This window comes from Gryllotalpicola protaetiae (genome assembly GCF_003627055.1).
Classification (GTDB): domain Bacteria; phylum Actinomycetota; class Actinomycetes; order Actinomycetales; family Microbacteriaceae; genus Gryllotalpicola; species Gryllotalpicola protaetiae.
This window is the reverse complement of the sequence record NZ_CP032624.1, coordinates 761,341-784,878: the sequence shown is the minus strand read 5'-3', so window position 1 is coordinate 784,878 and position 23,538 is coordinate 761,341. Positions and strand designations below refer to the sequence as shown.

21 protein-coding genes are annotated in these 23,538 nt (G+C 71.0%); 12 read left to right on the top strand and 9 right to left on the bottom strand.

The genetic code is table 11. The features are described from left to right. Window positions 1-11: 11 nt before the first annotated feature. From D7I44_RS03885 to D7I44_RS18025, 3 genes are read right to left on the bottom strand one after another with little or no spacing between them, the layout of a single operon-like run. Window positions 12-653 (bottom strand): response regulator, encoded by a 642-nt coding sequence (locus D7I44_RS03885; protein WP_120788279.1) that lies wholly within the window; start codon window positions 651-653, stop codon window positions 12-14. Further along, on the bottom strand, window positions 650-1,759 hold the full coding sequence (locus D7I44_RS03880; protein WP_120788278.1) for a sensor histidine kinase: 1,110 nt from the start codon (window positions 1,757-1,759) through the stop codon (window positions 650-652). Before D7I44_RS03880 ends, D7I44_RS03885 begins: the two co-directional genes overlap by 4 nt. Window positions 1,760-1,768: 9 nt before the next feature. Further along, on the bottom strand, window positions 1,769-2,200 hold the full coding sequence (locus tag D7I44_RS18025) for a hypothetical protein (protein ID WP_162940042.1): 432 nt from the start codon (window positions 2,198-2,200) through the stop codon (window positions 1,769-1,771). A gap of 177 nt (window positions 2,201-2,377) precedes the next feature. Between D7I44_RS18025 and D7I44_RS18020 the strand changes: the two genes are divergently transcribed. Then, window positions 2,378-2,917 (top strand): RNA polymerase sigma factor, encoded by a 540-nt coding sequence (locus D7I44_RS18020; RefSeq protein WP_162940041.1) that lies wholly within the window; start codon window positions 2,378-2,380, stop codon window positions 2,915-2,917. Further along, on the top strand, window positions 2,895-3,668 hold the full coding sequence (locus D7I44_RS03870; RefSeq protein WP_120788277.1) for a hypothetical protein: 774 nt from the start codon (window positions 2,895-2,897) through the stop codon (window positions 3,666-3,668). The genes D7I44_RS18020 and D7I44_RS03870 overlap by 23 nt, the downstream gene beginning before the upstream one ends. 325 nt (window positions 3,669-3,993) lie before the next feature. Here the strand turns inward: D7I44_RS03870 and D7I44_RS03865 are convergent, their stop codons facing one another. The 3 genes from D7I44_RS03865 to D7I44_RS03855 all read right to left on the bottom strand — a co-directional run bounded on the left by D7I44_RS03865 (window position 3,994) and on the right by D7I44_RS03855 (window position 6,330). Further along, entirely contained in the window at window positions 3,994-4,203 is a 210-nt protein-coding gene (locus D7I44_RS03865) for a cold-shock protein (RefSeq protein WP_120788276.1), read from the bottom strand. A 394-nt stretch (window positions 4,204-4,597) separates the two neighbouring features. Continuing rightward, window positions 4,598-5,716 (bottom strand): fatty acid desaturase family protein, encoded by a 1,119-nt coding sequence (locus D7I44_RS03860; protein WP_120788275.1) that lies wholly within the window; start codon window positions 5,714-5,716, stop codon window positions 4,598-4,600. Window positions 5,717-5,838: 122 nt separating this feature from the next. Next, a complete protein-coding gene (locus D7I44_RS03855; protein ID WP_120788274.1) occupies window positions 5,839-6,330 on the bottom strand; it encodes a universal stress protein in 492 nt (163 codons plus the stop codon). Window positions 6,331-6,414: 84 nt separating this feature from the next. Here D7I44_RS03855 and D7I44_RS03850 point away from each other — a divergent pair, with 84 nt between their 5' ends. The 5 genes from D7I44_RS03850 to yczR all read left to right on the top strand — a co-directional run bounded on the left by D7I44_RS03850 (window position 6,415) and on the right by yczR (window position 14,135). Continuing rightward, window positions 6,415-9,135: a cation-translocating P-type ATPase gene (locus D7I44_RS03850; RefSeq protein WP_120788273.1), complete on the top strand. Its 2,721-nt coding sequence runs from the start codon at window positions 6,415-6,417 to the stop codon at window positions 9,133-9,135. Window positions 9,136-9,143: 8 nt separating this feature from the next. Further along, on the top strand, window positions 9,144-10,316 hold the full coding sequence (locus tag D7I44_RS03845) for a S1C family serine protease (protein ID WP_162940040.1): 1,173 nt from the start codon (window positions 9,144-9,146) through the stop codon (window positions 10,314-10,316). Continuing rightward, window positions 10,313-11,104: an MBL fold metallo-hydrolase gene (locus D7I44_RS03840; protein WP_120788271.1), complete on the top strand. Its 792-nt coding sequence runs from the start codon at window positions 10,313-10,315 to the stop codon at window positions 11,102-11,104. Before D7I44_RS03845 ends, D7I44_RS03840 begins: the two co-directional genes overlap by 4 nt. 40 nt (window positions 11,105-11,144) lie before the next feature. Beyond that, complete coding sequence (locus tag D7I44_RS03835) at window positions 11,145-12,227, top strand: YihY/virulence factor BrkB family protein (protein WP_120788270.1); 1,083 nt, start codon at window positions 11,145-11,147, stop codon at window positions 12,225-12,227. 468 nt (window positions 12,228-12,695) lie between these two features. Further along, a complete protein-coding gene (yczR, locus tag D7I44_RS03830) occupies window positions 12,696-14,135 on the top strand; it encodes a MocR-like transcription factor YczR (RefSeq protein ID WP_162940039.1) in 1,440 nt (479 codons plus the stop codon). Window positions 14,136-14,276: 141 nt separating this feature from the next. Here yczR and D7I44_RS03825 read toward each other — a convergent pair whose 3' ends face one another. After that, window positions 14,277-16,574, bottom strand: a complete 2,298-nt coding sequence (locus D7I44_RS03825; RefSeq protein ID WP_162940038.1) for a transglycosylase domain-containing protein — start codon at window positions 16,572-16,574, stop codon at window positions 14,277-14,279. Between the two features lie 76 nt (window positions 16,575-16,650). On the opposite strand from D7I44_RS03825, the gene D7I44_RS03820 reads away from it, so the two are divergent. From D7I44_RS03820 to D7I44_RS03800, 5 genes are read left to right on the top strand one after another with little or no spacing between them, the layout of a single operon-like run. Then, entirely contained in the window at window positions 16,651-17,601 is a 951-nt protein-coding gene (locus D7I44_RS03820) for a quinone oxidoreductase family protein (protein ID WP_120788267.1), read from the top strand. 2 nt (window positions 17,602-17,603) lie between these two features. Then, the gene (locus D7I44_RS03815) at window positions 17,604-18,758 is read left to right on the top strand and encodes a type III polyketide synthase (RefSeq protein ID WP_120788266.1); all 1,155 of its coding nucleotides are present in this window, start codon (window positions 17,604-17,606) and stop codon (window positions 18,756-18,758) included. Further along, window positions 18,755-19,444 carry a methyltransferase domain-containing protein gene (locus D7I44_RS03810; RefSeq protein WP_245979991.1) on the top strand — a complete coding sequence of 230 codons (690 nt, stop codon included), beginning with the start codon at window positions 18,755-18,757 and terminating at the stop codon, window positions 19,442-19,444. The genes D7I44_RS03815 and D7I44_RS03810 overlap by 4 nt, the downstream gene beginning before the upstream one ends. Next, window positions 19,441-19,764, top strand: a complete 324-nt coding sequence (locus D7I44_RS03805) for a hypothetical protein (protein ID WP_120788265.1) — start codon at window positions 19,441-19,443, stop codon at window positions 19,762-19,764. Before D7I44_RS03810 ends, D7I44_RS03805 begins: the two co-directional genes overlap by 4 nt. A 9-nt stretch (window positions 19,765-19,773) precedes the next feature. Further along, on the top strand, window positions 19,774-20,577 hold the full coding sequence (locus D7I44_RS03800; protein WP_120788264.1) for a nitroreductase family protein: 804 nt from the start codon (window positions 19,774-19,776) through the stop codon (window positions 20,575-20,577). A gap of 76 nt (window positions 20,578-20,653) precedes the next feature. Here D7I44_RS03800 and D7I44_RS03795 read toward each other — a convergent pair whose 3' ends face one another. Further along, window positions 20,654-22,588, bottom strand: coding sequence for an efflux RND transporter periplasmic adaptor subunit (locus D7I44_RS03795; RefSeq protein WP_120788263.1), 1,935 nt, complete (start codon window positions 22,586-22,588; stop codon window positions 20,654-20,656). Next, window positions 22,581-23,522, bottom strand: coding sequence for a DUF5666 domain-containing protein (locus D7I44_RS03790; RefSeq protein WP_120788262.1), 942 nt, complete (start codon window positions 23,520-23,522; stop codon window positions 22,581-22,583). The genes D7I44_RS03795 and D7I44_RS03790 overlap by 8 nt, the downstream gene beginning before the upstream one ends. Window positions 23,523-23,538 lie beyond the last annotated feature (16 nt).

Here is a 23,538-nt window from a genome sequence, read left to right as displayed (position 1 = left end):
GGGGCACGCCGTCAGTCGTCGAGGAGGCCGCGGCGGAAGCCCTCGGCAACGGCCGCGGCGCGGTCGCCGACGCCCAGCTTCGTGTAGACGCTCAGCAGGTGCGTCTTCACCGTCGCCTCGCTCACGTGCAGCCGCTCGCCGGCCGCGCGGTTCGTCGCGCCGCCGGCCACGAGGGCGAGCACCTCGAGCTCGCGTGGGGTGAGGGCGGATGCCTCAGGCGTTCGCACCCGGTTCACGAGCCGCGACGCGACGGACGGCGCGAGCACCGCCTCGCCCGCGGCCGCCGCGCGGATCGCACGCAGCAGCTCGTCGCGCGGCGCATCCTTCAGCAGATAGCCCGTCGCGCCCGCCTCGATGGCGGGCAGCACGTCGGCGTCGGCGTCGTAGGTCGTCAGCACGACGAGGCGCGCGCGCAGGCCGAGCCGATCGAACTCGCGGATGGCGGTCACGCCGTCCATGCCGGGCATGCGCAGGTCCATGAGAACGACATCGGGGTCGAGCACGCGGGCGAGCCGTAGGGATTCCGCACCGTCCGACGCCTCGCCGACGACCTCGACCCCCGGATCGCTCGCGACCATGCCGACGATGCCGTCGCGCACGACGGGGTGGTCGTCGACGACGAGCAGGCGCAGGGGCGCGGCAGCGTCGGTCACGCGGGCACCTCGGCACGCACCGCCGTGCCGCGGCCCGGGTGCGACTCGACCGCGAGCGTCCCCGCCACCGACTCGATGCGCTCGCGCATGGCGACGAGGCCGTAGCCGCCCACTGTCGGCCCCCGTGCGGCCGACTGGTCGAAGCCGCAGCCGTCGTCACGCACCTCGAGCCGTGCCCGCGTGCCCGTCGTGCGCAGCTCGAGGACGACCCGGTGCGCGGCGGCGTGCTGCTCGACGTTCGCGAGCGCCTCCTGCGCGGTGCGCAGCAAGGCGACTTCGGTCTCGGTGCGCAGCTCGCGGCCGCCGCCGGGCGCGACGACGTCGACGGGAATGCCGGTGCGCGCCGACCAGCCGCGGGCGACGTTCCCGAGGGCCTCGGGCAACCTCACGGCGTCGAGTGCGGCGGGCCGGAGCGCCTGCACCGAGCGGCGCGCCTCGGCGAGGCCGTCGCGCGCCAGCGCGAGCGCGGCATCCGCATGCCTCGCCCGTGCCGCGCCGTCGGCTGCCTGCTCCGCCGCCTGCAGCTGCGTCACGATGCCCGCGAAGCTCTGGGCGAGCGTGTCGTGGATCTCGCGCGCGAGCCGCGAGCGCTCCGCCTCGGTCGCCGCGCGCTGCGCCTGCTGCTGCGCGAGACTGAGCCCCCACGACAGCCCGCACATGACGGCGATGTTGAGCGCGATCACCGTCGCGGTGGCGAAGACACCGACCGGGTCGTGGCCGAAATCCGAGCTCTGAGCCCAGCCCGCGACGACCGCCGTCGCGGCGACGGGCAGCAACTCCCAGGGCCAGGCGATCATCGAGTACGCGAACGAGAAGGTCGCGACGGTGAGGAAGCCGAACCAGCCGTCGCGCAGCACGAGCAGCAGGTTGAGCACGATCATTCCGCCGACGAGCACCGCGACTGTCACACGGTTGCCGCGCCACGGCAGCGGCAGGTCGCGCAGGGCGAGCACCCAGAGCGCCGCCGCGCCGCACAGCACGAGAGACGGGCCGAGGTGCGCCCACTGCCCCCACTGCACCGCCAGCGAGAAGATCACCAGCACGCCGAGCACGACGTACGGCGTCGCCGTGAGGACGACACGCCAGCGCGGGTGCGGGACGGGCACGGCTCGACCCTACGCTCCGCGCGGGAAGAGCGCGCGGGTGCGCGGCAGCAGTGCGATGACCGCCGCGGGCAGCACGAGGGCGCCGCAGACGGCCTGCTCGATGCGCACCCACCCGGGAAGGAAGCCGGGGATCGAGACGATCACGACGACGGCGACCACGATGACCGGCGCGATGATCGCGAGCCGCAGCCAGGCGGAGCGCGAGCCGCGTGCGGCGCCGCGTGCGCACACGAGCAGCACGATCGCGCTGGCGAGCACGAACGAGCAGCGGATCCACACGGCGATGTCGATCGGCGCGATGAACACCGTCACGACGACGAGGAACGCCATCATCGCCACGCTCACGGCGAGGAACGCGGTGAGCAGGATCAGCACGGGGTGCAGGGCCGAGCGGCGGGCGGCCGCGAGCGCGCCGCCCGCAGTGACGGAGGTCTGGGTCATGCTCTCAGCCTGAGTCCGCGCACCCGGGCCGGGCATCGACCGATCGGCTCGAGAGACCCACCGATCGGTGGAGCGGCGGGAGTTGCGGCATCCGCATGTCACATTGATTCTTGGCGTGATGCAACGGATGCCTGCCGCCGTCCGTTCTTGTTTGCAGACGTAGGGGAAAGGGGACGTGTGGGCGCCGGCTTCGAGTGGCCTGACGAGGAGTACACCTCGTTGCTCGCCGAGCACGGCGAGCGGCTCACGCGGCTCGCCTATCTGCTGACCGGCAACCGCGCCGACGCCGAGGACGCCGTGCAGGACGCCGTGATCTCGGTCGCCAGGAACTGGCGCGCGATGTCGAAGCAGTCGCCGGTCGGCTATCTGCGCACCGCGGTCACGCGGCGCGCGATCGACATCGTACGGAAGCGCAGGCACCTGCCGCTCGACGAGCTGCTCGATCTCGGGCGACCGGACGCAGGCTTCCTGCGACTCGAGGACGATCTCGAGTTCACCCGGCTGCTGCAGGAGCTGCCCGAGAAGCAGCGGGCCGTGCTCGTGCTGCGCTACCACCAGCAGCTCGACGACCGCGAGATCGCGCACGTGCTCGGGTGCACGCAGGCGACGGTGCGCTCGCAGGCGTCGCGCGGCCTCGCGAAGCTGCGGGAACGCACAGACCCCGACGTGCGTCCGATTCGAGGAGGTGAGCTGAATGGGTCCGGAAGAACGGCTTGAGGCGCTGAGAGACGACGCGCGGTGGCGCCCGATCGCGCTGTACCCGGAGCACGGGCGGATGCCTGCGCCGGTGCGCGCCCAGCCGTGGCGCGTGGTCGTCGGAACCGCGATCGTGCTCGCCGTCGTGGCGGCCGTGTTCGGCGGGGTGTCGGTGTTCCGCAGCCTCGGCAATCAGACCGTGCCGATGCCGATCGCGGGTGCGCCCACGGTGACGCGCTCGCCGGTTCGGCTTCCCGTGGCCCAGCTGCTCGGCGAGGCGAAGCTGCCGCCCGGGGCGAGCCCGGGGGCGAACTCCGGGGCGAACAATGCCTTGCCGCTGCCGTTCGCGAACGACGGCAGCGTGTGCGGCGCCGTCTCGGAAGACGCGTCCTTTTGGACGGTGGCAGGCCTCAGCGCGGCCAGCGCGATGTCATGGCTCGGGCAGCATCCGCAGAGCGCGCTCGGCTCGAACGCGATCATCACGCAGATGAACGCCGACGACGTCGTCGAACGCGGCTATCAGCTCGGGGCGACCGACCCGCCGACCGGTCAGGGGCTGCTCGTCAGCGTGGTGAGCATTCCGGACTTCGGTGTGGCGATCCGCGTGGACGCGCTCGATCTGCCGCAGGGCTCTGAGTGCGTGTCAGACCGCCTGAGCGGCCTCGCAGCGGAGTCGAGCCCGGCCGCGACGGACGCCGCGAGCGAGGCAGAGCAGGCCGCGCTGCAGGCTGCACGAGAGGCCGCCGAACATGCGTACAACGCCGGGCACTGAGGCTCTGACTCAGCGGCCTTCACCGCTGTCCTCGCTGTGCTCGTCCTCTTCGTAGAAGAGATCGCAGCTCGGGCAGTACAGCGCGTGATCCCGCTCGATGAGGGTGCTTCCGCAGATAGGACAGACGTCTGGGGTACGGGCGTCCGGTCGAGTCATGGCGGCGACCCCCTGTTCTCTTGTCCGGTATCGCCAATCGAAGTCGACCGTACGCGGCGGGAAAGGGCCAAAAACATCCCTTGACCTGCACGCGGGGAAGTCCTATGGGGTCGCGCATACGAGTGATCGGCGGGGGGATTCCCCGCCGATCACTCGCCCTGCTGCGTGCTCAGCCCTGGACGGGGCGGATGTTCGCAGCCTGCGGGCCCTTCTGGCCGCGCTCGGTGTCGAATTCGACCTTCTGCCCCTCTTCGAGGTTGCGGAAGCCGCCGCCTGAGATGGCGGAGAAGTGGGCGAAGACGTCGGCCGAGCCGTCGTCGGGGGAGATGAAGCCGTAGCCCTTCTCCGAGTTGAACCATTTGACGGTGCCGGTGGCCATATCGTCGACTTTCTTTCGTGTTCCCGGACGGCTGTTGCGGTCCGGCGTTCCGCGGCGGCGGCGCCGTCGCGGACGTAGTGGGACGTGCTGTGCGGTGCTGATGCGAGCGCCGACGGCATCGTTGTTCAGAGCCTCGCATGCGAGATCGAGGCTGGGGAAGACCCCGCGCGGAGTTGAATGCGCATCGTGCAGCAGAAATCCGCTCGCGGACCGCGCGACGAAGCCCGCGAATTCGCCCAGGACGGTGGCGACGTGAACGTCGTGGGCGGCCTGGCGCCAGAGTGGTCGAACCGCGTCGGGGGTGTTCGGTGAAGCAAAGAGGTAAATCAGAAATCGTTTCGTGAGCCGCGAGCCGACCGACGATGGTCTGGTTCCGCGGGAAGTTCTGGGGGCGCTATGCGCCTCGGTACTGTGCGATGACGGGGCAGGCGAACGGATCCCGTGCCTGCAGCCCGACCCTGTTGAGATAGGCGATGACGATGGCGTAAGACTGCACCAGCGTCGTCTCAGTGTACGGGACTCCGGTGGCTGCGCAGTGCTCGCGCACGATGAGCCTCGCTCGGGCGAGTCGCGGACGGGCCATGCTCGGGAACAGATGGTGCTCGACCTGGTAGTTGAGGCCGCCGAACAGGGCGGTCGCCCACCACCCGCCGGAGACGTTGCGCGAGGTGAGCACCTGCTTCGAGAAGAAGTCGAGTTTGACGGATGCCGGGATGAGCGGCATTCCCTTGTGGTTCGGCGCGAACGAGGCGCCCATGTAGATGCCGAAGACGGCGAGCTGCACGCCGATGAACGCGCCGGCGATGCCGGGGGGCAGGAACCAGAACAGGAGGCCGAGGTACACCCCGAAACGCACGGCGATCAGAGCGATCTCCGTAGCGCGGTGCTTGACGGGCTCCGGGTTGCCGAGCAGCTTGAACGACGTCCAGTGCAGATTGAGGCCCTCGAGGGTGAGCAGCGGGAAGAACAGGTAGCCCTGACGCCGCGTGATCCACGCGAGCAGGCCCCTTTGACGCGCAGCGTCCTCCTCGGTGAACGAGATCGTGTCGAACGCGATGTCGGGGTCCTTGCCGAGCTGGTTCGGGTTGGCGTGGTGCCGGTTGTGCTTGTTCAGCCACCACGCGTAGCTCATGCCGATGACGAAGGTGCCGAGGAACCGGCCGAGCCGGTCGTTGGCAGGCCCCGAGGTGAGGATCTGCTTGTGGGCGGCCTCGTGCGCGAGGAACGCGAACTGCGTGAGGATCAGCCCGAGCACGCCGGCGAGGATGAGCTGGAACCAGCTTCGGCCCATGAGGACCATGCCGGTGACGTCGGCCGCGGTCGCCGCGACCAGCCCGAGCGCGAGCAGCAGGTAGAACAGGCGGGCGCGCCGCAGCAGCCCCTCAGCCTTCACCGCGCGAGAGACGGCCGTGTACGAGGCGGCCGGGTCGGACTTCTCGCCTCTGGGCGATGTGGTGCGGATCGCACCCATGCGCCCTTCGAGGAGCGAGGCGGCGGTGATTGGTGCGGCCATTCGGCCCCCGTCTGATCGGCGGCCGGCTGGCCGTGTACACAAAAGGCAAACCGCCGATCGCTGCGCCCAACACTACTTGGGGGACTGCCGGCTGAAACCGGCAGTCCCCTGGCAATTCGCGATCAGAGGTTCAGCGCGAGCTCTTCACGCAACGCGGAGTCGGCCGCGAGGCCGACCGCCGACGGCCGCCACACGAGCACGGGGCAGGCTGCGCGCTGCGCGACGCGCGTGCTCACCGACCCGAGGAACAGCGCGCGCGCCATTCCGGCGCCTGTGCTGCCGGTCAGCACCATGTACGCCCGCTGGCTGGCCTCGATCAGGATCTCGGCCGCGTCGCCGTAGACCGCCTCGGTGGTGACCTCGACGCCCGCGGGCACCTCGACCTTGCGCAGCGAGGTGGCGAGGATCTCGAGCGCGTCGGACTCGGGGTTCCAGTTGATCGGCGGCCCCGCCACGAAGCCCTGCCCGACCGGCCAGGCCCATGCGCAGATGACGCGCACCTTGCCGTCGAGAGCGTCCGCGAGTCGGAGTGCCTCGCGCAACGCGCCGAGGGCCTCTGGGGAGCCGTCGATCCCGACGACGATCTCGGGGTTCACGGCGGAGTACTCGTTCATCTCATCCTCACTGTCAACGTGCCACGCGTCTTGTATCTAAGACGAGTCTAGCGCATGGCGACCGTGCGAACCATACTGATTTCCATGGACCTCGATCGAACGATCCAGACCCGCGAACCGTGGGCGACCACGTCCGACGCAGTGCTCGCCGAATTGGGGGGTTCAGAGGCGGGGCTGACTGCGGCTGAGGCATCCGGTCGCCTCGCCCTGCACGGTCGCAATGTGCTCACCCCGCCGAAGCCCGCGCCGTGGTGGAAGCGCGTTCTGCTGCAGTTCAAAGACGTGCTGATCTACGTGCTTCTCGCCTCGGCGCTGCTGAAGGCGATCATCGGCGACTGGGTCGACTTCGCCGTGATCCTCGCCGTCGCGATCATCAACGCGGTCATCGGGCTCGTGCAGGAAGGGCGGGCGGAGCAGGCGCTCAACGCGATCCGCGGCATGCTGTCGACGCAGGCGCATGTGATGCGCGCCGGCGTCTGGATCGAGGCGGATGCCGCGGAGCTCGTGCCCGGCGACGTGGTGCGCGTGCGCGCCGGCGACCGGGTGCCGGCCGACCTCAGGCTGCTCGACGCAGCGAATCTGCAGGTCGACGAGTCGGCGCTCACGGGCGAGGCGGAGCCGGCGACCAAGTTCGTCGAGGCCGTCGCACCCGGCGCTGAGCTCGGCGACCGCACCTCGATGATGTTCTCCGGCACGCTGGTCGCTGCCGGCACCGGCCGCGGGGTCGTCGTGGCGACGGGCGAGAACACCGAGATCGGTCACATCCAGACCCTCGTCAGCGAGGTCGAGACGGTCGAGACGCCGCTCGCGATCGCGCTCGCGCGCTTCGGCCGGCTGATCGCGTGGACCATCGTCGCGATGACCGTCGTGATGACGGCGATCGGATTCTTCTGGCACGGCTTCGGCCTGCAGGAGGTCGTGTCTGCGGCCATCGGCTTCGCGGTCGCCGCGATTCCGGAGGGGCTGCCCGCGCTGGTCACCATCACGCTCGCACTCGGCGTGCAGCAGATGGCCCGCCGCAACGCCATCACCCGGCGCCTGCCCGCCGTCGAGGCGCTCGGCTCGGTGACCGTGATCTGCTCGGACAAGACCGGCACGCTCACCAAGAACGAGATGACCGCGCGCTCGGTGCGCACCGCGGCGCGCGAATACGACGTCGTGGGCACGGGCTACGAGCCGGTCGGGGCGATCATGCGCGCGGGGGCGCCGGCCGCGGCATCCGCCAACCCCGACCTGCTCGCGCTCGCCGAGGCGGTCGCGGTGTGCAATGACGCACGGGTCGTCGGCGCAGAGGGCGACTGGCGCATCATCGGAGCGCCCACGGAGGGGGCGCTCGCGGTGCTCGGGCTCAAGGCAGAGGTCGACGCGGGGGCATGGCGGCGCGAGGCCGAGGTGCCGTTCGACTCGGAGACCAAGTACATGGCGGTGCTGGCGCGCGGCGGCGCAGGGGAGGCATACGTCTTCCTCAAGGGTGCGCCAGACCGCGTGCTGCCGCGTGCGAGCACGCAGACGCAGCCCGACGGCTCGTCCGCGCCGATCGACCTCGAGCACTGGCAGCGGCAGATCAGCGAGCTCGGGCAGCGCGGCCTGCGCGTGCTCGCGGCTGCGCGGCGGCGGGCGGCGCCTGCGCAGAGCGCGCTCTCGCACGACGATCTCACGGGCGGCTTCGAGTTCATCGGCGTGGTCGGCATCGTCGACCCGCCGCGCCCCGAGGCGATCAACGCGATCGCGACCAGCCACCGGGCGGGCGTCGCCGTGAAGATGATCACGGGCGACCACCCCGACACGGCGCTGTCGATCGCGCGCGAGATGGGCATCACGTCTGGCGCGGACGCAGGACAGCGCGTCCTCACCGGCGCCGAGCTCGAGGCGATGAGCGACGACGAGCTGCGGGCCATGGCCGCCGACGTCGACGTGTACGCGCGCACGAGCCCAGAGCACAAGATCCGCATCGTGTCGGCGCTGCAGCACGAGGGCGAGGTCGTTGCGATGACCGGCGACGGCGTCAACGACGCGCCGGCGCTGACGCAGGCCGACGTCGGCGTCGCGATGGGCCTCAAGGGCACCGAGGCGACCAAGGAGGCCGCCGACCTCGTGCTCACCGACGACAACTTCGCGACCATCGAGCGGGCCGTCGAGGAGGGGCGGCGGATCTACTCGAACATCCGCAAGTCGATCCTGTTCCTGCTGCCGACGAACGGCGCGCAGGCCCTCGTGATCCTGATCGCGGTGCTCGTCGGGGCGACGCAGCTGCCGCTCGAGCCGGTGCAGGTGCTCTGGATCAACATGGCGACCTCGGTGACCCTGTCGCTCTCGCTCGCCGGGGCGGGCGCCGAGCCCGGGCTCATGGACCAGCCGCCGCGCGGCAAGAACGCGCCGCTGCTCGACGCCCGCATGGGCGTGCGCATCGGCGTCGTGTCGCTGCTCATCGGCGCCGCGACGCTGTTCACGTTCTATTTCGAGATCGGCTATGGCGAGACGCTCGCCCAGTCGCAGACGACCGCGGTCACGACGCTCGCGCTGTGCCAGCTCGCGTATCTGTTCAGCTGCCGCTTCCTCGACCAGTCGAGCCTCACGCTGGCGGTGTTCCGCGGCAACAGGGTCATCTACATCTCGGCCGGCGCGCTCATCGTGCTGCAGCTCGCGTTCGTATATCTGCCGTTCATGCACGACTGGTTCGGCTCGGGCCCCATCGACTGGCATCAGTGGGGGCTGTCGGCGCTGCTCGCGATCGTCATCTTCCTGCTCGCCGAGGTGAACAAGCGGCTGACGCGCAGCATCGGCGACCAGGGGGTGCAGCGATGAGCGAGCGGATGCCTGGGGCAGACCGGCCCGAGCCGCAGCCGGCGGGTTCGCCGCAGCCGTCGGCGCCGACGCCGGCCGAGCCGGAGGGCGGCGCGCCGCAGCCGCCGGCGAAGCATCCGCTCGGTCGCCGCCTGCGCTGGACACTGATCGGAACCGTCGTCGCCGCGCTGGTGCTCGGCGCGGCGGGCGGCGCGGGCACCGCGCTCGCCCTGCACGGCACGGGCGCGGTGAGCGCGAACGCGTCGACGGCGTCGGGGTGCGACACGGTGCATATCGCCCGTACCGTCCTGCCCACCGTGGTGACGGTGTCGACCGTCAGCGCGAGCGGAGCGAGCGGCGTCGGCAGCGGCGAGGTGATCAGGGCGAACGGCTACATCGTCACGAACAACCACGTCATCTCGTCCGCAGCCGACGGGGGCGAGATCTCCGTGACGTTCTCGAACGGAGCCACGCTGCCGGCCGAGCTCACGGGTCGCGACCCCCGCACCGACCTTGCGGTGCTCAAGGTCGACGCGAACCGCAGCCTGCCGGTGCTCACGTTCGCGAACTCCGATCGCGTCGTCGTCGGGCAGCCGGTGGTCGCCCTCGGCGCTCCTCTCGGACTGTCCAGCACGGTGACGTCGGGCATCGTCAGCGCCCTCGACCGCAACGTGCCCGTTCCGAGCGACGGTGGCACGACGACGGTCCTGCAGGGCGCGCTGCAGACCGACGCCTCGATCAACCCCGGCAACTCGGGCGGTGCGCTCGTCGACTGCCGCGGTCGGCTCATCGGCGTCAACACGGCGATCGCAACCGTGCCGAACGAGGCGGGCCAGGGCGGTGGCGGCAGCGTCGGCATCGGCTTCGCGGTGCCTGCGAACCTGACCGCGCTCATCGCGACGCGGATCATCAGGGGCGAGCCGCTCGGCCACGCCTACGTGGGCATGCAGGTGGCCCCGGTCACGACGCAGAGCGGTCAGCCCGTCGGCCTGTTCGTGCAGGCGGTCTCCTCGGACGGCCCCGCCGAGGCGGCCGGGCTGCAGGTCGGCGACATCATCACGCACGTGCAGGGCCACCGTGCCACGGACCTTTCGTCGATCTCGGCGCTCGTGTCGACGGCGCAACCAGGTGACCGGGTCTCGGTCACGTATGTGCGCGACGGTTCGTCGCACGACACGACGATCACGTTGGGGACGCAATGACCGGTGACCTCGAGCCCGTGCGCATCACGCTGGTCGGCGGGCCGACCGTGCTCATCGAGTACGGCGGCCTGCGGCTGCTGACCGACCCGACCTTCGACCCGCCGGGTGAGCACCCGATCGGGCCCGGCCGGTCGCTGACCAAGCTGACGGGGCCGGCGGTCGCGGCATCCGCCCTGGGGGTCATCGATGCCGTCCTGCTCTCGCACGATCAGCATCCCGACAATCTCGACGATGCGGGCCGCGCGCTGCTCGCGCGGGTGCCGCAGGTGATCACGACGGATGCCGCGGCCGGTCGCCTCGACGTCGCGGACACGGTCGTGCTCGACCCGTGGCACCACGTCGAGCTCGCCCGGCCGGGTGGCGGGGTCGTCACGGTGCATGGCACGCCTGCGGTGCACGGGCCGACGGGGTTCGACGCGTCGTCGGGGCCGGTGATCGGCTTCGTGCTGGCGGCCGAGGGGCTGCCGACGATCTACGTCAGCGGCGACAACGCGTCGCTGCGGGTCGTCGACGAGGTGGCCGACAACCTGGGGCCGATCGACGGCGCCGTGCTGTTCTGCGGGCGCGCCCGCACCGCACGCCTCGACGCGTACCTGACGCTCGGCGGGCGGAAGGCGGCGCGGGCGGCCGCGCTGCTCGACCCGGTCTGGGTCGTGCCCGTGCACGCGGAGGGCTGGGCGCACTTCACGGAGGGCGTCGCCGAGGTGGTCGAGGCGTTCGACGACGCGGACCTCGGCCACCTGCTGCGCGTGCTCGACCCGGGTGAGACGGTCGAGCTCGAGGCGTAGACCGCGCATCCGCCCCGCCGAACCCGGGTACCTGCCGGGCATGGCCGCCCGACCGTCCGCGTGGCGCTACGCGCTGCGCCGCACCATCCATGTGCTGCTCGTCGAGCGCGTCGTCGACATCGCCGGCACGCTCGCGTTCTTCAGCGTGCTGTCGATCTTCCCGGCGCTGCTCGCCGTGTTCGGCATCTTCGGGCTCGCGGGCGAGGGCCGGCGCACCGCCGACGCCGTGGTGGCGTTCGCCGATGGGATCGCGCCGAACGATCTGGTCGCGCCCTTCCGCCAGGCCATCGAGCACCTCGCGGGGCTCGGCGGCGCCGGTGCCGGCCTCGGCACCGCGGTGGGTGTGCTCGTCGCCCTCTGGACGGCCTCGCGCTATGTCGCTGCGTTCGGTGGCGCGCTGAACCGCGTCTACGGGGTGCAGGAAGGACGCAGCTATCCGAAGTACCGGCTCTCGCAGCTGGCCATCACGATCGCGATCGTGTGCCTCGCCGCCCTCGTGCTGTTCGTGCTGCTCTTCTCCGGGCCGGTGTTCGGCCCGCGTGGCATCGCGAACATCGGCGATCTCGCGTTCGCGGTGTGGTCCGTCGCGCGCTGGGCGATCGCGGCAGCGGCGATGCTCGTGATCGTGGTGCTGCTCTACTGGGGCACGCCGAACATCCGCCAGCCTCGGCTGCGCTGGCTGACCGCAGGCGGCAGCACGGCGCTCGTGCTGATGGCCGCGGCATCCGCCGTTCTCGTGTTCTACGTGTCGCACTTCCCGACGTTCCATCGCGAATACGGAGCGCTCGCCGGGCTGGCCGTCTTCCTCGTGTGGCTGTGGCTGATGAATCTGATGCTGATCTTCGGCGCCGGGCTCGACGTCGAGCTCGAGCGCGTGCGGGAGCTGCGTCTAGGCGAGGACGCCATGCGGCAGATCCGCCTGCCCCTGCGCGACGACCGCCGGATCGCGCGCCTGCGCCGCCGGGACAATGCCCTGGCGGCGCAGGCGGTGCGGTTCCTACCGACGAGGTACGACGCTGCGGACGCCGGGCAGCACCCCGTCGAGAGCGCGCGCGACGTGCACGTTGGTCGTCACGACACGAGTGCGGCCGCCGACCTGGTCGACGATCGCCGTCACCCGTAGCGCGCGCACGTCCCCCGTCGGCGCAGCGAGCAGGAAGCGCTTCACGCCGCGCCCCTCGACCGCACCGAGCAGCTCGAGGCCCTCGATCCGGTCGCGGTGCGCGAGTGCGGTGCGGCGGGTCACGGAGTCGAGGAAGAAGAGCGATGCGAGGGATGCCGGCCGCACCCGTGCCGTCACCATGACCGGGCTGTCGTTCTGGTTGTCGATCTCGACCTCGGCGTAGAGGGTGCTGCCGCCCTCGGCGGCCAGGCGCATGGGGCGGACGCGGACGAGGGCATCGCCGAAGACGTCGCCATCGCGCATGCCGATGCGGAACAGGGCGGCGATGGTGCCGAGGGAGAGGGCGGTACAGACAAGAAAGCCAATAATGGTGCTCATGGGATGCCTTGCGATAAGTGGACTGAGTTAGTCGATCCAATATCGAGATTGACTGGCAATCAAGCATCCAATTGCGATAAATTGGCACACATGACACGAGGTCGCATCGGAGCACGGGCACTGCGGGATCTGCTGGGGGACTGGCGTAGCGACGCGCCCGCATACGAGTCGCTGTCGGACCGGGTTCGGCTGCTGCTGCTCGACGGGCGCATCTCGACGGGGATCCGCCTGCCAGCGGAGCGCGAGCTCGCCGAGTCGCTCGAGCTGAGCCGCACGACCGTCGCCGCCGCCTATCGTCGGCTGCGCGAGGCCGGGTTCGCCGCGAGCGTGCAGGGGTCGGGCACGACGACGCAGCTGCCGCACGGCCGCCCCGGCCTGCCGGCGGTGACCGGCACTCTGATCGGATTCACGCACGCGTCGCTGCCCGCGACGAAGCTGCTGTCGACCGTGCTCGACGACGAGCTGCTCGACGACTACCGCGGTCACTTCGGAACGCTCGGCTACGACGGCATCGGCCAGCCCGAGCTGCGGGCGGCCATCGCCGACTGGTACGGGCGGCGCGGCCTGCCGACCGACCCCGACCAGATCGTCGTGACGACCGGCTCGCAGAGCGCGATCTTCCTCGCCGCGAAGGCGCTCGTGAACCGCGGCGACCGGGTATGGGCCGAGAGCCCGTCGTACCCGAACGCGTACGACGCGCTGCGCGACGCGGGCGCGCGGCTCATCACGACACCGGTGACCGTCGAGGACGGGTGGGATCTGACCTCGCTCGAGGCCGTCTTCCAGCGGTCTGCGCCGACCGTCGCCTACACGATGCCCGACTTCCAGAACCCGACCGGGCGCTCGATGTCGGTGCACGACCGCGAGCGCTTCCTCGAGGCGGCCGCCGCAGCCGGCACGATCGTGATCGCCGACGAGGCGACGAGCGAGATGGACATCGACCGGCGCGCCGTGCTGCCGCCGATCGGCACGCTGGCCGACGCGCACGGTGCCGAGGTGGTGCTCATCGGCTCGGCGAGCAAGCAGATCTGGGGCGGCCTGCGCATCGGGTGGCTGCGGGCGACGCCTCAGCTCGCGCGGCGCATCGCGACCCACCGCGGTTCGAGCGACCTCGCTGTTCCCGTCTTCGAGCAGCTCGTGGTGTCGCGCCTGCTGCCGCGCTCGGCCGAGATCGCCGAGGAGCGCCGTGAGCAGTTGCGCGCAGGGCGCGAGACGGCGCGCACGGCAATCGCCGAGCTGCTGCCGGACTGGACCTTCCCGCCCCGCCTGGAAGGCGGACTCGCCGCCTGGGTGAACCTCGGCGCGCCGGTCAGCTCGCAGCTCGCGCTCGCCGCGCACGCACGCGGGCTGCTCGTGGCGGCGGGCCCGCGCTTCGGAATGGACGGCGCGTTCGAGCGCAATCTGCGGATTCCGATCGCGGCAGACCCCGAGAACCTGCAGCGCGGCCTCGAGGTGATCGCCGAGCTCTGGCCTTCTGTGAACCGGCTGGCCCGCCCCGAGTTCGAGAGCTACGCGGGCACGGTCGCCTGACCTCGGTCGTCACAAAGTCGCGCATTCATGTGGCATCGGCCGACTTCGTGGCGACCCGACGCGGTGCGCGACGACAGGTCGTCGGAAAGTCGCGCTGCGAGGGCGATTTCGGCGAATAAGTGACGACCGGGCCGTGGCGGGTCAGTGACCGTCGCCATGGCCGCCGCCCGGGCCGCCGGGGCCGGGGGCCGGGCCGGGATCAGAACCGGGACCCGGCTGGGCGGGTGCGGGTGCTGGTTCGGGTGCGGCAGGCGGTGCGCCGGGCGGCGAGGCGGACGGGCTGGGCTTCGGCTTGGGCTTGGGTGCGCCGACGAGCGCAGGGTCGGGGGCGGGCAGCGGGTTCCCGCCGAATGCCGCGTCGAGCACGGGCAGCAGTTCGTGGCCGATCGAGAACTTCACCGTGTAGCCGGTCGTGCCTTTGAGCAGGCCGTAGTGCTCCAACCCGACGTGGCCGCTCGCATTGCCTACCCAGATCGCCGTCGTGTAGTTCGTCGACGAGGTGACCAGCCAGTTCTGCTCGTCGCCGTCGGTGGTCCCGGTCTTGGCGAACAGGGGCACACCGTCGTTCGGGGCCGCGCTCGCCGCGGTCCCGCCCGGCTTGAGCACCGACTGCAGCGCGTACTCGACGGTGTTGGCGACGTTCGAGGGGATGCTCGTGCTCGGCGTGCACTGCGAGCCGGTGAACGGCACGTTCTTGCCGGTGTCGTCCACGATCTTCGTCACGGCGACGGGGGTGCAGACGGTGCCGCCGTTCGAGAAGCCGGCGTATGCCTCGGCCATGTCCAGAGGGGAGAGCTCGTTGGTGCCGAGGATCTCCGACGGGCCCTCTTTGAACTCCCAGTCGGGATCGGCCATGTGGATGCCCATCGAGAACGCGTCGTTCGCGATCGCGCACAGGTCGAGCTGCATGCCCATGTGGGCGAAGGCGGTGTTGATGGACTCGGCCGTCGCCTGCTGCACGGTCATCGCGGCGGGCACCTGCTCGTTGTCGTTGTTCTGCACCGACCAGACCTGCCGGCCGCTGCCGATGTTCCAGCAGCTGTTGTGGAAGGCCGAGAAGGAGAAGCTTCGCCCCGTGGTCGAGACCGACTGGCTGAGCGTGTGTCCGGACTTGAGCCATTCGGCGAGGGTGAACGCCTTGAAGGTCGAACCGGTCTGGAATCCGGTCGATCCGCCATAGCCTTCGTCTGCGTTGTAGTTCACGCTCGTCGCTCCGGGCTGGGCGCTGTTGCTGAAGTCGGTGTTCTGCACCATCGTGATGATCTGTCCCGTGCCGGGCTGGATCGTCACGTCAGCCCCTCCGAGATCCACCCCCGGGGAAGACTTCGGGACGTAGTCGCTCAGCGCCTTCTGCGCGGAGGTCTGCAGGTCGAGCCGCAGGGGGGTGTGGATCTGCAGCCCGGCCGTGTTGAGCAGCGCCGCGCGATCGGCCTGGGTCTTGCCGAGCGCCGGGTCGGCGAGCAGCTCGTCGCGCACGTACGAGCAGTAGTAGGCGGCGTCGAACTGCGTCGCGGCCGCGCAGCCGGATGCCTGCGGGGTGATCGCCGGCGTGATCGGCGTCTTCAGCGCGTCGTCGTACTGCGCCTGTGAGATCGAGTCATGCGTTCGCATCTTGCCGAGCACGTAGTTGCGCCGCTCGAGTGTCAGCGCATAGCCGTTCTTCGCCCCGTTGGCCGCGTTGCCCGGCTGGTCGATGCGCAGGTTCGACGGGTTGTTGAGGATCGCGACGAGGGTGGCCGCCTGCGCGACGGACAGGTGCGCGGCATCCGTGTTGAAGTAGTACTTGGCTCCGGCCTGCACGCCGTACACCGTGCCGCCCAGCCCGACGATGTTGAGGTAGCCCGTGAGCACCTGCGCCTTCGAGTACTGCCGGTCGACGGCCGACGCATATCGCATCTCCTGCAGCTTGCGCTCCGGCGTGATCTCGATCGCCTTGTGGTAGCAGCTGTCGATCGCCTTCTTCGTCGCGAGCTGCTCGCACTCCTGCACGAGCACGTTCTTCACGTACTGCTGCGTGATCGTCGACCCGCCCTGGATGTTGGCGCCGTGCCCGAACGTCGTCGCGAGCGTCGCGCGGATCGTGCCGATGATGTCGACGCCGCCCTCGTCGTAGAAGCGCGGGTCCTCGGTGTCGATCGCCGCGTCCTTGATGGTCTGCGAGATCTGATCGGGGTCGACGTCTACGCGGTCCTGCGAGTAGAAGGTCGCGATGGGCTGCTCGTGGCCCTGCCCGTCGGTCTGCGCGTACAGCGTGCTGATCTGCTGCGGGGTGTCGATCTTGAGGTAGTCCGGCATCGCGAAATAGGTGCCGAGCGTGCCTTGCACGCCGTCCGAGCCGATCACCGCGAACGGCGCGAGCGTGGCCGCAGCAAGCACCCCCGCCACCGCTGCAGCGATGACGAAGCCGATCAGCGCACCGAATCGACCGAGTATCCCCATTGCTTCGACCCTATGCATGTCCCGCGTGCGAGAGGTACCCCTTTCAGCGCCTTCATCACCGCGACAGGATGAAGACATGTCGTTCCCCGCTCTCGCCGAAGCCGTTCTGATCACCCGCGCCGGCGGGCCCGAGGTCCTCGAGGTGCGCGAGGTGCCGGTCGTGGCGCCGGGGCCGGGCGAGGTGCTCGTGCGCGTGCGCGCGGCCGGGGTGAACCCGGTCGACACGAAGATCCGCAAAGGCACGCGTGGCGAGATCACCGAGCCGAAGAGATTGGGGTCGGATGCCGCGGGCGAGGTCGTCGCGGTCGGCGACGGTGCGTCGTTCGAGGTCGGCGACGAGGTCATCGGCTGGGGCCAGCCCGGCACCTACGCCGAGTACGTCACCGGTCCCGCCGCGAAGTGGACGCCGAAGCCGCCCGCAGTGAGCTTCGCCCAGGGGGCGGCGCTCGGCGTGCCGGCATCCACCGCCTATCAATGCCTGAAATCGGCGGGCCTCGCACCTGGCGAGACGCTGCTCGTGCACGCGGGCGCGGGCGCGGTCGGGCAGGCGGCGATCCAGTACGCGAGGCTCTGGGGTGCGAACGTCGTCGCGACCGCGAGCGAGACGAACCACGACAGGCTGCGTGCGCTCGGCGCGGTGCCCGTGACGTACGGCGACGGGCTGCTCGATCGGGTGCGTGCGGTCGCGCCGCAGGGCATCGACCAGGTGCTCGAGGCCGCCGGGACGCTCGACGCGATCGGCGCGTCGCTCGCCCTCGTCGCCGACCGCGCCCGCATCGTCGAGATCGTCGTGCCGGGCTGGGCCGCAGAATACGGCGTCACCGTGTTCAGCGGCGGGCTGCCCGGGTCGATGACGCCGGAGGCCAACGCGCTGCGCGACGAGGCGATCCCGTACACGGCCGGGCTCTTCGCCGACGGCCGCTTCGCAGTCGAGCTCGCCGAGAGCTTCGCGCTCGCCGATGCGCCCCGCGCCCACGAGCTGATCGAGACCGGCCACCCCGGCGGCAAGATCGTGCTGATCCCCTGACCATGGCAGATGCCCGCATCGTCGCGATCGGCACCGCTGTGCCGCCGTATGTGGTGCCGCAGCGCGCCGCCCGCGAGATCCTGCTCGCGCAGCCCGGGATCGGCAGGGTCGCGCAGCGGCTGATCAGCGCCGCGGTCGACGGGTCGGCGATCGACGAGCGGCACACGGTGATCGCGGAGTTCGCGGGACTCATGGGCGGCGCGGCCGGCATGAGCGGCACGGGGGACGCGAGCCGTGCGGATGCCGCGGCCGGCGCGCCTCCCGTCTTCTTCGACGCCGCGACGTCGCGCCTGCTGCGGCCGACGACGGGTCAGCGCAACGACGAGTACGTGCGCCAGAGCACGCCGCTCGCGCTCGCCGCGGCGCGTTCCGCACTGGCATCCGCCCCCGTCACGGCCGCCGAGGTGACGCATGTGATCACCGTGTCGTGCACCGGATTCTTCGCGCCGGGGCCCGACGTGGCGCTGGTGCGCGGGCTGGGGCTCAGGTCGGATGCGCGCCGCCTGAACATCGGGTTCATGGGCTGCCACGGCGCGTTCCCCGCACTGCGTGCCGCCGTCGACGCCTGCCGCGCCGACCCGGCGGCCGTCGTGCTCGTCGTCTGCGTCGAGCTGTGCACCCTGCACCTGCGCTCATCGGAGGACCCGGACCAGATCATCTCCGGCTCGGTGTTCGCCGACGGGGCGGCAGCGGCCATCGTGGCCTCGCACCCGCGCGCCGGGCTCCGCATCGACGCGCTGCACTCTGCGCTGGCCGGGCCCGCGAGCGAGGCGGAGCTCACCTGGACGGTCGGCGACCAGGGCTTCGACCTCGCCCTCAGCACCTACATGCCGAAGCTGCTCGAGCACGAGATCGGGGCTGCGCTCGCGCCGCTCGACCCGGGCGAGAGCTGGTCGCTGATCGAGCACTGGGCGATCCACCCCGGCGGCCGCGCGATCCTCGACCGCTCGCAGCAGGCGCTCGGGCTGTCCGACGAGCAGCTCGCACCGTCCCGCGCCGTGCTGCGCGAGTTCGGGAACATGTCGTCGCCGACGGTGCTGTTCATCCTCGAGCGGGTGCTGCGTACGGCGCGCGCCGGCGAGCGCGTTGTGGCGACCGCGTTCGGGCCCGGCGTCACGGTCGAGTCGGGGCTGTTCACCGTCGAGGGCGGCTCGTGACCTTCGGTGTCCGGGCGCCCGAGCTCGCCGAGATCATGGACGGCCCGTGCGACGAGGCCCGACTGTTCGCGACCTATCGCCACTTCGCGCTCGCCAACCGGGTCGTCAGCGGTTGGCGGCGACTCTATGTGCGGCGGGTGCGGCCTCTGCTGGCGGATGCCTCAGGCGGCACGCGCCTGCTCGATGTCGGGTTCGGCGGCGGCGACATCCCACGCGCCCTGGCGGCGTGGGCGGATGCCGACGGGCTGCGCCTCGACGTCACCGCGATCGACCCCGACGAGCGTGCGCTTCGCTTCGCGCGCGGCGTCGACCGCGGTGGCCGGGTGCGGTACCTCGCCGCGACCTCGCACGAGCTGCTGGGTGCGGGCGAGCGCTTCGACATGGTGGTCTCGAACCACGTGCTGCACCACCTCGCCGACGCGGAACGCGACGCGCTTCTCGCGGACAGCTCGGGCTTCGGGGCGCGGCTTGTGATCCACGACGACATCGAGCGCAGCCGGCTCGCCTACGCGGCCTGGGCCGTCGGGGCGCTGCCGTTCGCGCTCGACTCGTTCGCGCTCGTCGACGGGCTGCGGTCGATCCGGCGCAGCTACACGGAACGCGAGCTCGCGGCGCTGGCGCCCGGCTGGCGGGTGGAGCGGCTGTTCCCGTGGCGGCTCTTGCTGGTGCACGAGGATTGGCGGTGATCGTCGGGGCGGCGCTGGCCGTGGCATCCGTCAGCTATGCCTCGAGCATCACGCTCGGCCTGCTGGTCGCACGCCGCCGGGTGGACTCGAGCGCGTTCCACTGGCTGCATCATGTGCTCTACATCGCGACCTTCGTGCTCGCCGCTGCCGCGATCGCCGCCGGGCTCTGGCGCGTGCCGCCCGTGGGGTGGATCCTGCTTCCTGTGGTCGTCCCGTTCGCGCTGATCCCGTTCGTCGGGACGCGCGGGCCGCAGCATCCGATCACCGGTCTCGTGCCCGCACCGTTCTACATCGCCGCGGCCGTCGCGCTGCTCGCTTAGGAGGAAGACGTGGAGTTCCTTGACGTGGTGCGGCGCCGCAAGACGACGAACGGGCCGTTCCTGCCGGACCCGGTGTCGGAGGAGCATCAGCGGCTCTTGATCGAGGCGGCCGGCCGCGCGCCGAGCCAGCTGAACAGCCAGCCGTGGCGCTTCGTGCTCGTCGAGGACCGTGCGACGATCGAGCAGATCGCCGAGATCAGCGGCACGAGCATGACGACGGCGATGTCGAACGGCACCTTCTTCGAGCGGTACAAGCCGTATTTCCGGTTCTCGCAGGCGGAGATGAATGAGAAGCGCAGCGGGATGCTGTTCGACAAGCTGCCCGCGCCGCTGCGCCCGTTCACCTCGCAGGCGTTCACGCCGCGCGGCCAGAAGCTGATGAACCTGCTGCGTGTGCCGCAGACGCTGGGGGACGAGAACCGGAAGCTCGTCGCCGGCTCGCCGCTGCTCATCGGCGTGATGCTCGACCGCAGCGAGAACCGGCCGGGCGAGCTGTCGTCGTTCTACTCCGTGTTCAGCATGGGCGCCGCGATGGAGAACATCTGGCTGACGACGGTCGAGCTCGGCATGGGCATCCAGTTCATCTCCTTCCCGATGGAGGCGCCGGGGCAGTGGGAGCGCATCGTGTCGCTGTTGCACGTGCCGGATTCGTTGGAGCTCATGGCCGTGTACCGGCTCGGCTACGTGCCGGAGCACGCCCGGCGCCCGGCCATCGACTGGACGTCGCACGAGCGCAAGCTGCCGTCGCAGTTCGTGTTCCGCGAGACGTGCGAGACGCCGCAGCAGGGGTGGGACGCGCCGGCTGGTCCCTGAACGCCGTGCGCGGGTGAAACGCCGCGTGCGCGGGTGAAACGCCGCCCGCGGAAGCGACGTTTCACCCGCGCACGCGTCACCCGCCGATCTTCGGCTCGACGCGCTGGCCGCCGCCGAAGCCGCCGCCCCCGAGGCCGCCGGTGCCTCCACCGAAGGTGCGTGCGCCGCCGAGCCCGCCGGTCGCCCCACCGCCGAAACGCCCCGTGCCCGTCTGCGTGCTGTCGCTCGAGACCGTCGACGACAGATCGGCGAGGATCACCTGGTCGCCGGCGGACAGCCCGCTCGTGATCTGGGTGCGGTCCGAGCCGATCGCGCCGACCTTCACCTGGCGCGCGACCGCCTTGCCGCCCGCGAGCACATCGACCGAGTACGTGTTGCCCGCGCCGAGATGCACGGCAGAGCTCGGCACGGTGAGCACAGCGCTCGCCTTGGCGACGTCGACGGTGAGGCGGGCGGATGCCCCGTTCAGCAGCCCGCTGCCCGAGCCCGCGAGCGCAAGCGTCACGTCGTAGGACGGCGTCGACGAATCCGTCGCCGTGTTCAGGAACCCGATCGCCGTGACCTTTCCGGTCAGCGCACCCGAGACGCCCGACACGTTGACGGTCGCGCTCTGGCCGACCTTGAGCGGGCCGAGCGCGGTGGCGGTGACGGCGGTGTCGACGATCCAGCCGCTGTCGCCGATGACGCTGATGACCTGGCTGGTCGACTTCGCGGTGACGGATGACCCGGCCGACACCCCCACGGCCGCGACCGTTCCTGCGATCGGGCTGGTCAGTGTGGCGAGGCTCACGTTCTGCTGCGCGACCGCGAGATTGGCCTGAGCAGAGGCGAGGGATGCCTGGTCCGCGACGATCTGCTCGGCGGATGCCGGTGTCGTGGTCTTCCCCGAGGTGCCGGTCGCGCCGCTCGACCCGGAGCCGCTGCGGCTCGCGCCGTTGCTCTTCGAGTCGGAGGAGCCCGACATGCCGCTCGTGCCTTCGCCACTTCCGCTGGGCGCCTTGCCCGAACCCGAACTTGGACCGTTACCCGAACCCGAACCCGAACCCGAGCCGGAGCTCGGCTGCGAACCCTGCGCGGGCTGCGTCGGCGTCGACGTCGCGACCGCGTTCGCGTCGTTCTGCAGTTTGGTCACGGCATCGTCGAGCGTCGTCTTGGCGTCGTCGATCTTCGTGCTGAGGTCGGAGAGCGCCGTGAGGTCGGTCGTCAGCTGCGTGAGCGCCGAGGAAGTCGACGGGCTCGCGCCGCCCGTCGCAGCTGCCGCGAGCGCTGCCGCGACCTGGCTCTTGCAGGTGGTGAGGTCAGTGCTCGCCTGAGAGACGTCCTGATCGTTGGCGAACGCCGCGCACTCGGTTGAGGCGCCGAGCCCGGTCAACGCCGTCTGCAGCGCGGTCAGCTGCCCCTGCGCGTCCGCGGTCAGCGCCTCGACTCCGCTGCTGCCGGTGAACAGGTCGATCAGGGCGCTCTGAGCGCTCTGGACGGCCGCGATGTCGGCGCTGAGGTCGGTCGAGCCGCTCGGCGCCGCCGCCGCGACGAAGGTCCCGAGTGCGAGGCCGTCGCTGTCGGCATCCGTCGTACTGGCCGCGCTCGCCGTCGTCGAGCTCGACGTCGTGCTGCCCGTCTGCGAGGCGAGGTCGTCGTTGAGCTTCTGCTGCGCCGTCGTGACCGACTGCTGCGACTGGGTCACCGTGTCGTTGAGCATCGAGGTGTCGAGCGTTGCGAGCGTCTGCCCGGCGGTGACCTTGTCGCCGACCTTCACGTCGACGGCCGACACCGTGCCGGAGACCTGGAAGGCGCGGTCGGCCCGCGTGGCCGAAGCGACGGTGCCGGCGAGGGATGCGGTCTGCGTCACATCCCCCTTCTCGGCAGACGCGACGCGGAAGCTCGGGCCATGCGGGCGCAGGGCGGCCCATGCGCCGCCGCCGCCGGCGAGGCAGAGGGCCACGCCGATCGCGACGCTCGCCGTGATCACGCGCCGCCGGCGCGTGCTGCGCATGCGCCGGGCGTCAGCCATTGGTGGTGCCGCTCTGCGAACCGGTGCCGCTGGTGCCGCCGTTGCCGCCGCGCTGGCCGCCGCCGAAGCCGCCGCGCCCGCCGAAGCCGCCGAACCCGGTGGTGCAGCTGCCGTTCACCGGCGCCGAGACGGTCAGCGCCGTCGCGGCCACGGTGCCAGAGTCGTCCGCCTTGCCGCGAGCCACCACGCACTGGCCGACGACGAGATCGGATGCCGCACCCGACTGCGTCTCGCTGTACTTCGTCGACGAGTCCACCGTCACGGACTTCGAGGCGGTCTTCTGCGTCTGGAAGTCGAGCGCGTTCACGGTGATCGTCGAACCGCTCACCGCGGTCACCTGGCCGGTCGTCGGCGCGACGAAGTCACCGCCGCGGAAGCCACCCGACGGGGCGCCCGAGGGACGGCCGCTCGGCCTGTTGCTCGGCCTGTTGCTCGGGCGGTCGGTGGGGCGCGCACCGCCCTGCCCGCCAGAGAACCCGGTGGTGCAGCTGCCGTTGGTCGGCTGCGAGATCGAGACACTGGTCACCGCGGCATCCGCCGAGCTCGAGCCTGAACTCGAACCAGAGGACCCGGACCCGCTCGTGCCGCCTGCCGGCATCGTGGTCGCAGTGACGCAGGACCCGACCGTCACGGCCGAGAGGTCGACGCTCACGGTCTTCGTGATCGCCGTCGACGACGAGTACGACACCGCGGTCTGCGACGACGAGTCCTGCACCTGCAGCGTCGTGCCGTCGATCGCAGCGATCTGGCCGACGGTCCCGCCGCCCGCGCCGCCGAATCCGCCGCGCTGGCCGCCGCCCTGCGCCTGCGACTGGCCGCTGCTCGGCGACTTCGCCGATGCGCCCGTCGAGGCGTGCGAGCCGCACCCGGTCAGCACGAGCGCCGCGCCGATCGCGAGCGCTGCGGTGGAGGTGATGATGGAGAGCTTCTTCATGTTCCGATTCCTCAAG

Bases quoted from the DNA above. Each gene is read 5' to 3' on its own strand.
- D7I44_RS18025 (WP_162940042.1), bottom strand. From the start codon at position 2,200: ATGACCCAGACCTCCGTCACTGCGGGCGGCGCGCTCGCGGCCGCCCGC.
- D7I44_RS03870 (WP_120788277.1), top strand. From the start codon at position 2,895: ATGGGTCCGGAAGAACGGCTTGAGGCGCTGAGAGACGACGCGCGGTGG.
- D7I44_RS03865 (WP_120788276.1), bottom strand. From the start codon at position 4,203: ATGGCCACCGGCACCGTCAAATGGTTCAACTCGGAGAAGGGCTACGGC.
- D7I44_RS03860 (WP_120788275.1), bottom strand. From the start codon at position 5,716: ATGGCCGCACCAATCACCGCCGCCTCGCTCCTCGAAGGGCGCATGGGT.
- D7I44_RS03855 (WP_120788274.1), bottom strand. From the start codon at position 6,330: ATGAACGAGTACTCCGCCGTGAACCCCGAGATCGTCGTCGGGATCGAC.
- D7I44_RS03850 (WP_120788273.1), top strand. From the start codon at position 6,415: ATGGACCTCGATCGAACGATCCAGACCCGCGAACCGTGGGCGACCACG.
- D7I44_RS03845 (WP_162940040.1), top strand. From the start codon at position 9,144: ATGCCTGGGGCAGACCGGCCCGAGCCGCAGCCGGCGGGTTCGCCGCAG.
- D7I44_RS03840 (WP_120788271.1), top strand. From the start codon at position 10,313: ATGACCGGTGACCTCGAGCCCGTGCGCATCACGCTGGTCGGCGGGCCG.
- D7I44_RS03835 (WP_120788270.1), top strand. From the start codon at position 11,145: ATGGCCGCCCGACCGTCCGCGTGGCGCTACGCGCTGCGCCGCACCATC.
- yczR (WP_162940039.1), top strand. From the start codon at position 12,696: ATGACACGAGGTCGCATCGGAGCACGGGCACTGCGGGATCTGCTGGGG.
- D7I44_RS03825 (WP_162940038.1), bottom strand. From the start codon at position 16,574: ATGGGGATACTCGGTCGATTCGGTGCGCTGATCGGCTTCGTCATCGCT.
- D7I44_RS03820 (WP_120788267.1), top strand. From the start codon at position 16,651: ATGTCGTTCCCCGCTCTCGCCGAAGCCGTTCTGATCACCCGCGCCGGC.
- D7I44_RS03815 (WP_120788266.1), top strand. From the start codon at position 17,604: ATGGCAGATGCCCGCATCGTCGCGATCGGCACCGCTGTGCCGCCGTAT.
- D7I44_RS03795 (WP_120788263.1), bottom strand. From the start codon at position 22,588: ATGGCTGACGCCCGGCGCATGCGCAGCACGCGCCGGCGGCGCGTGATC.
- D7I44_RS03790 (WP_120788262.1), bottom strand. From the start codon at position 23,522: ATGAAGAAGCTCTCCATCATCACCTCCACCGCAGCGCTCGCGATCGGC.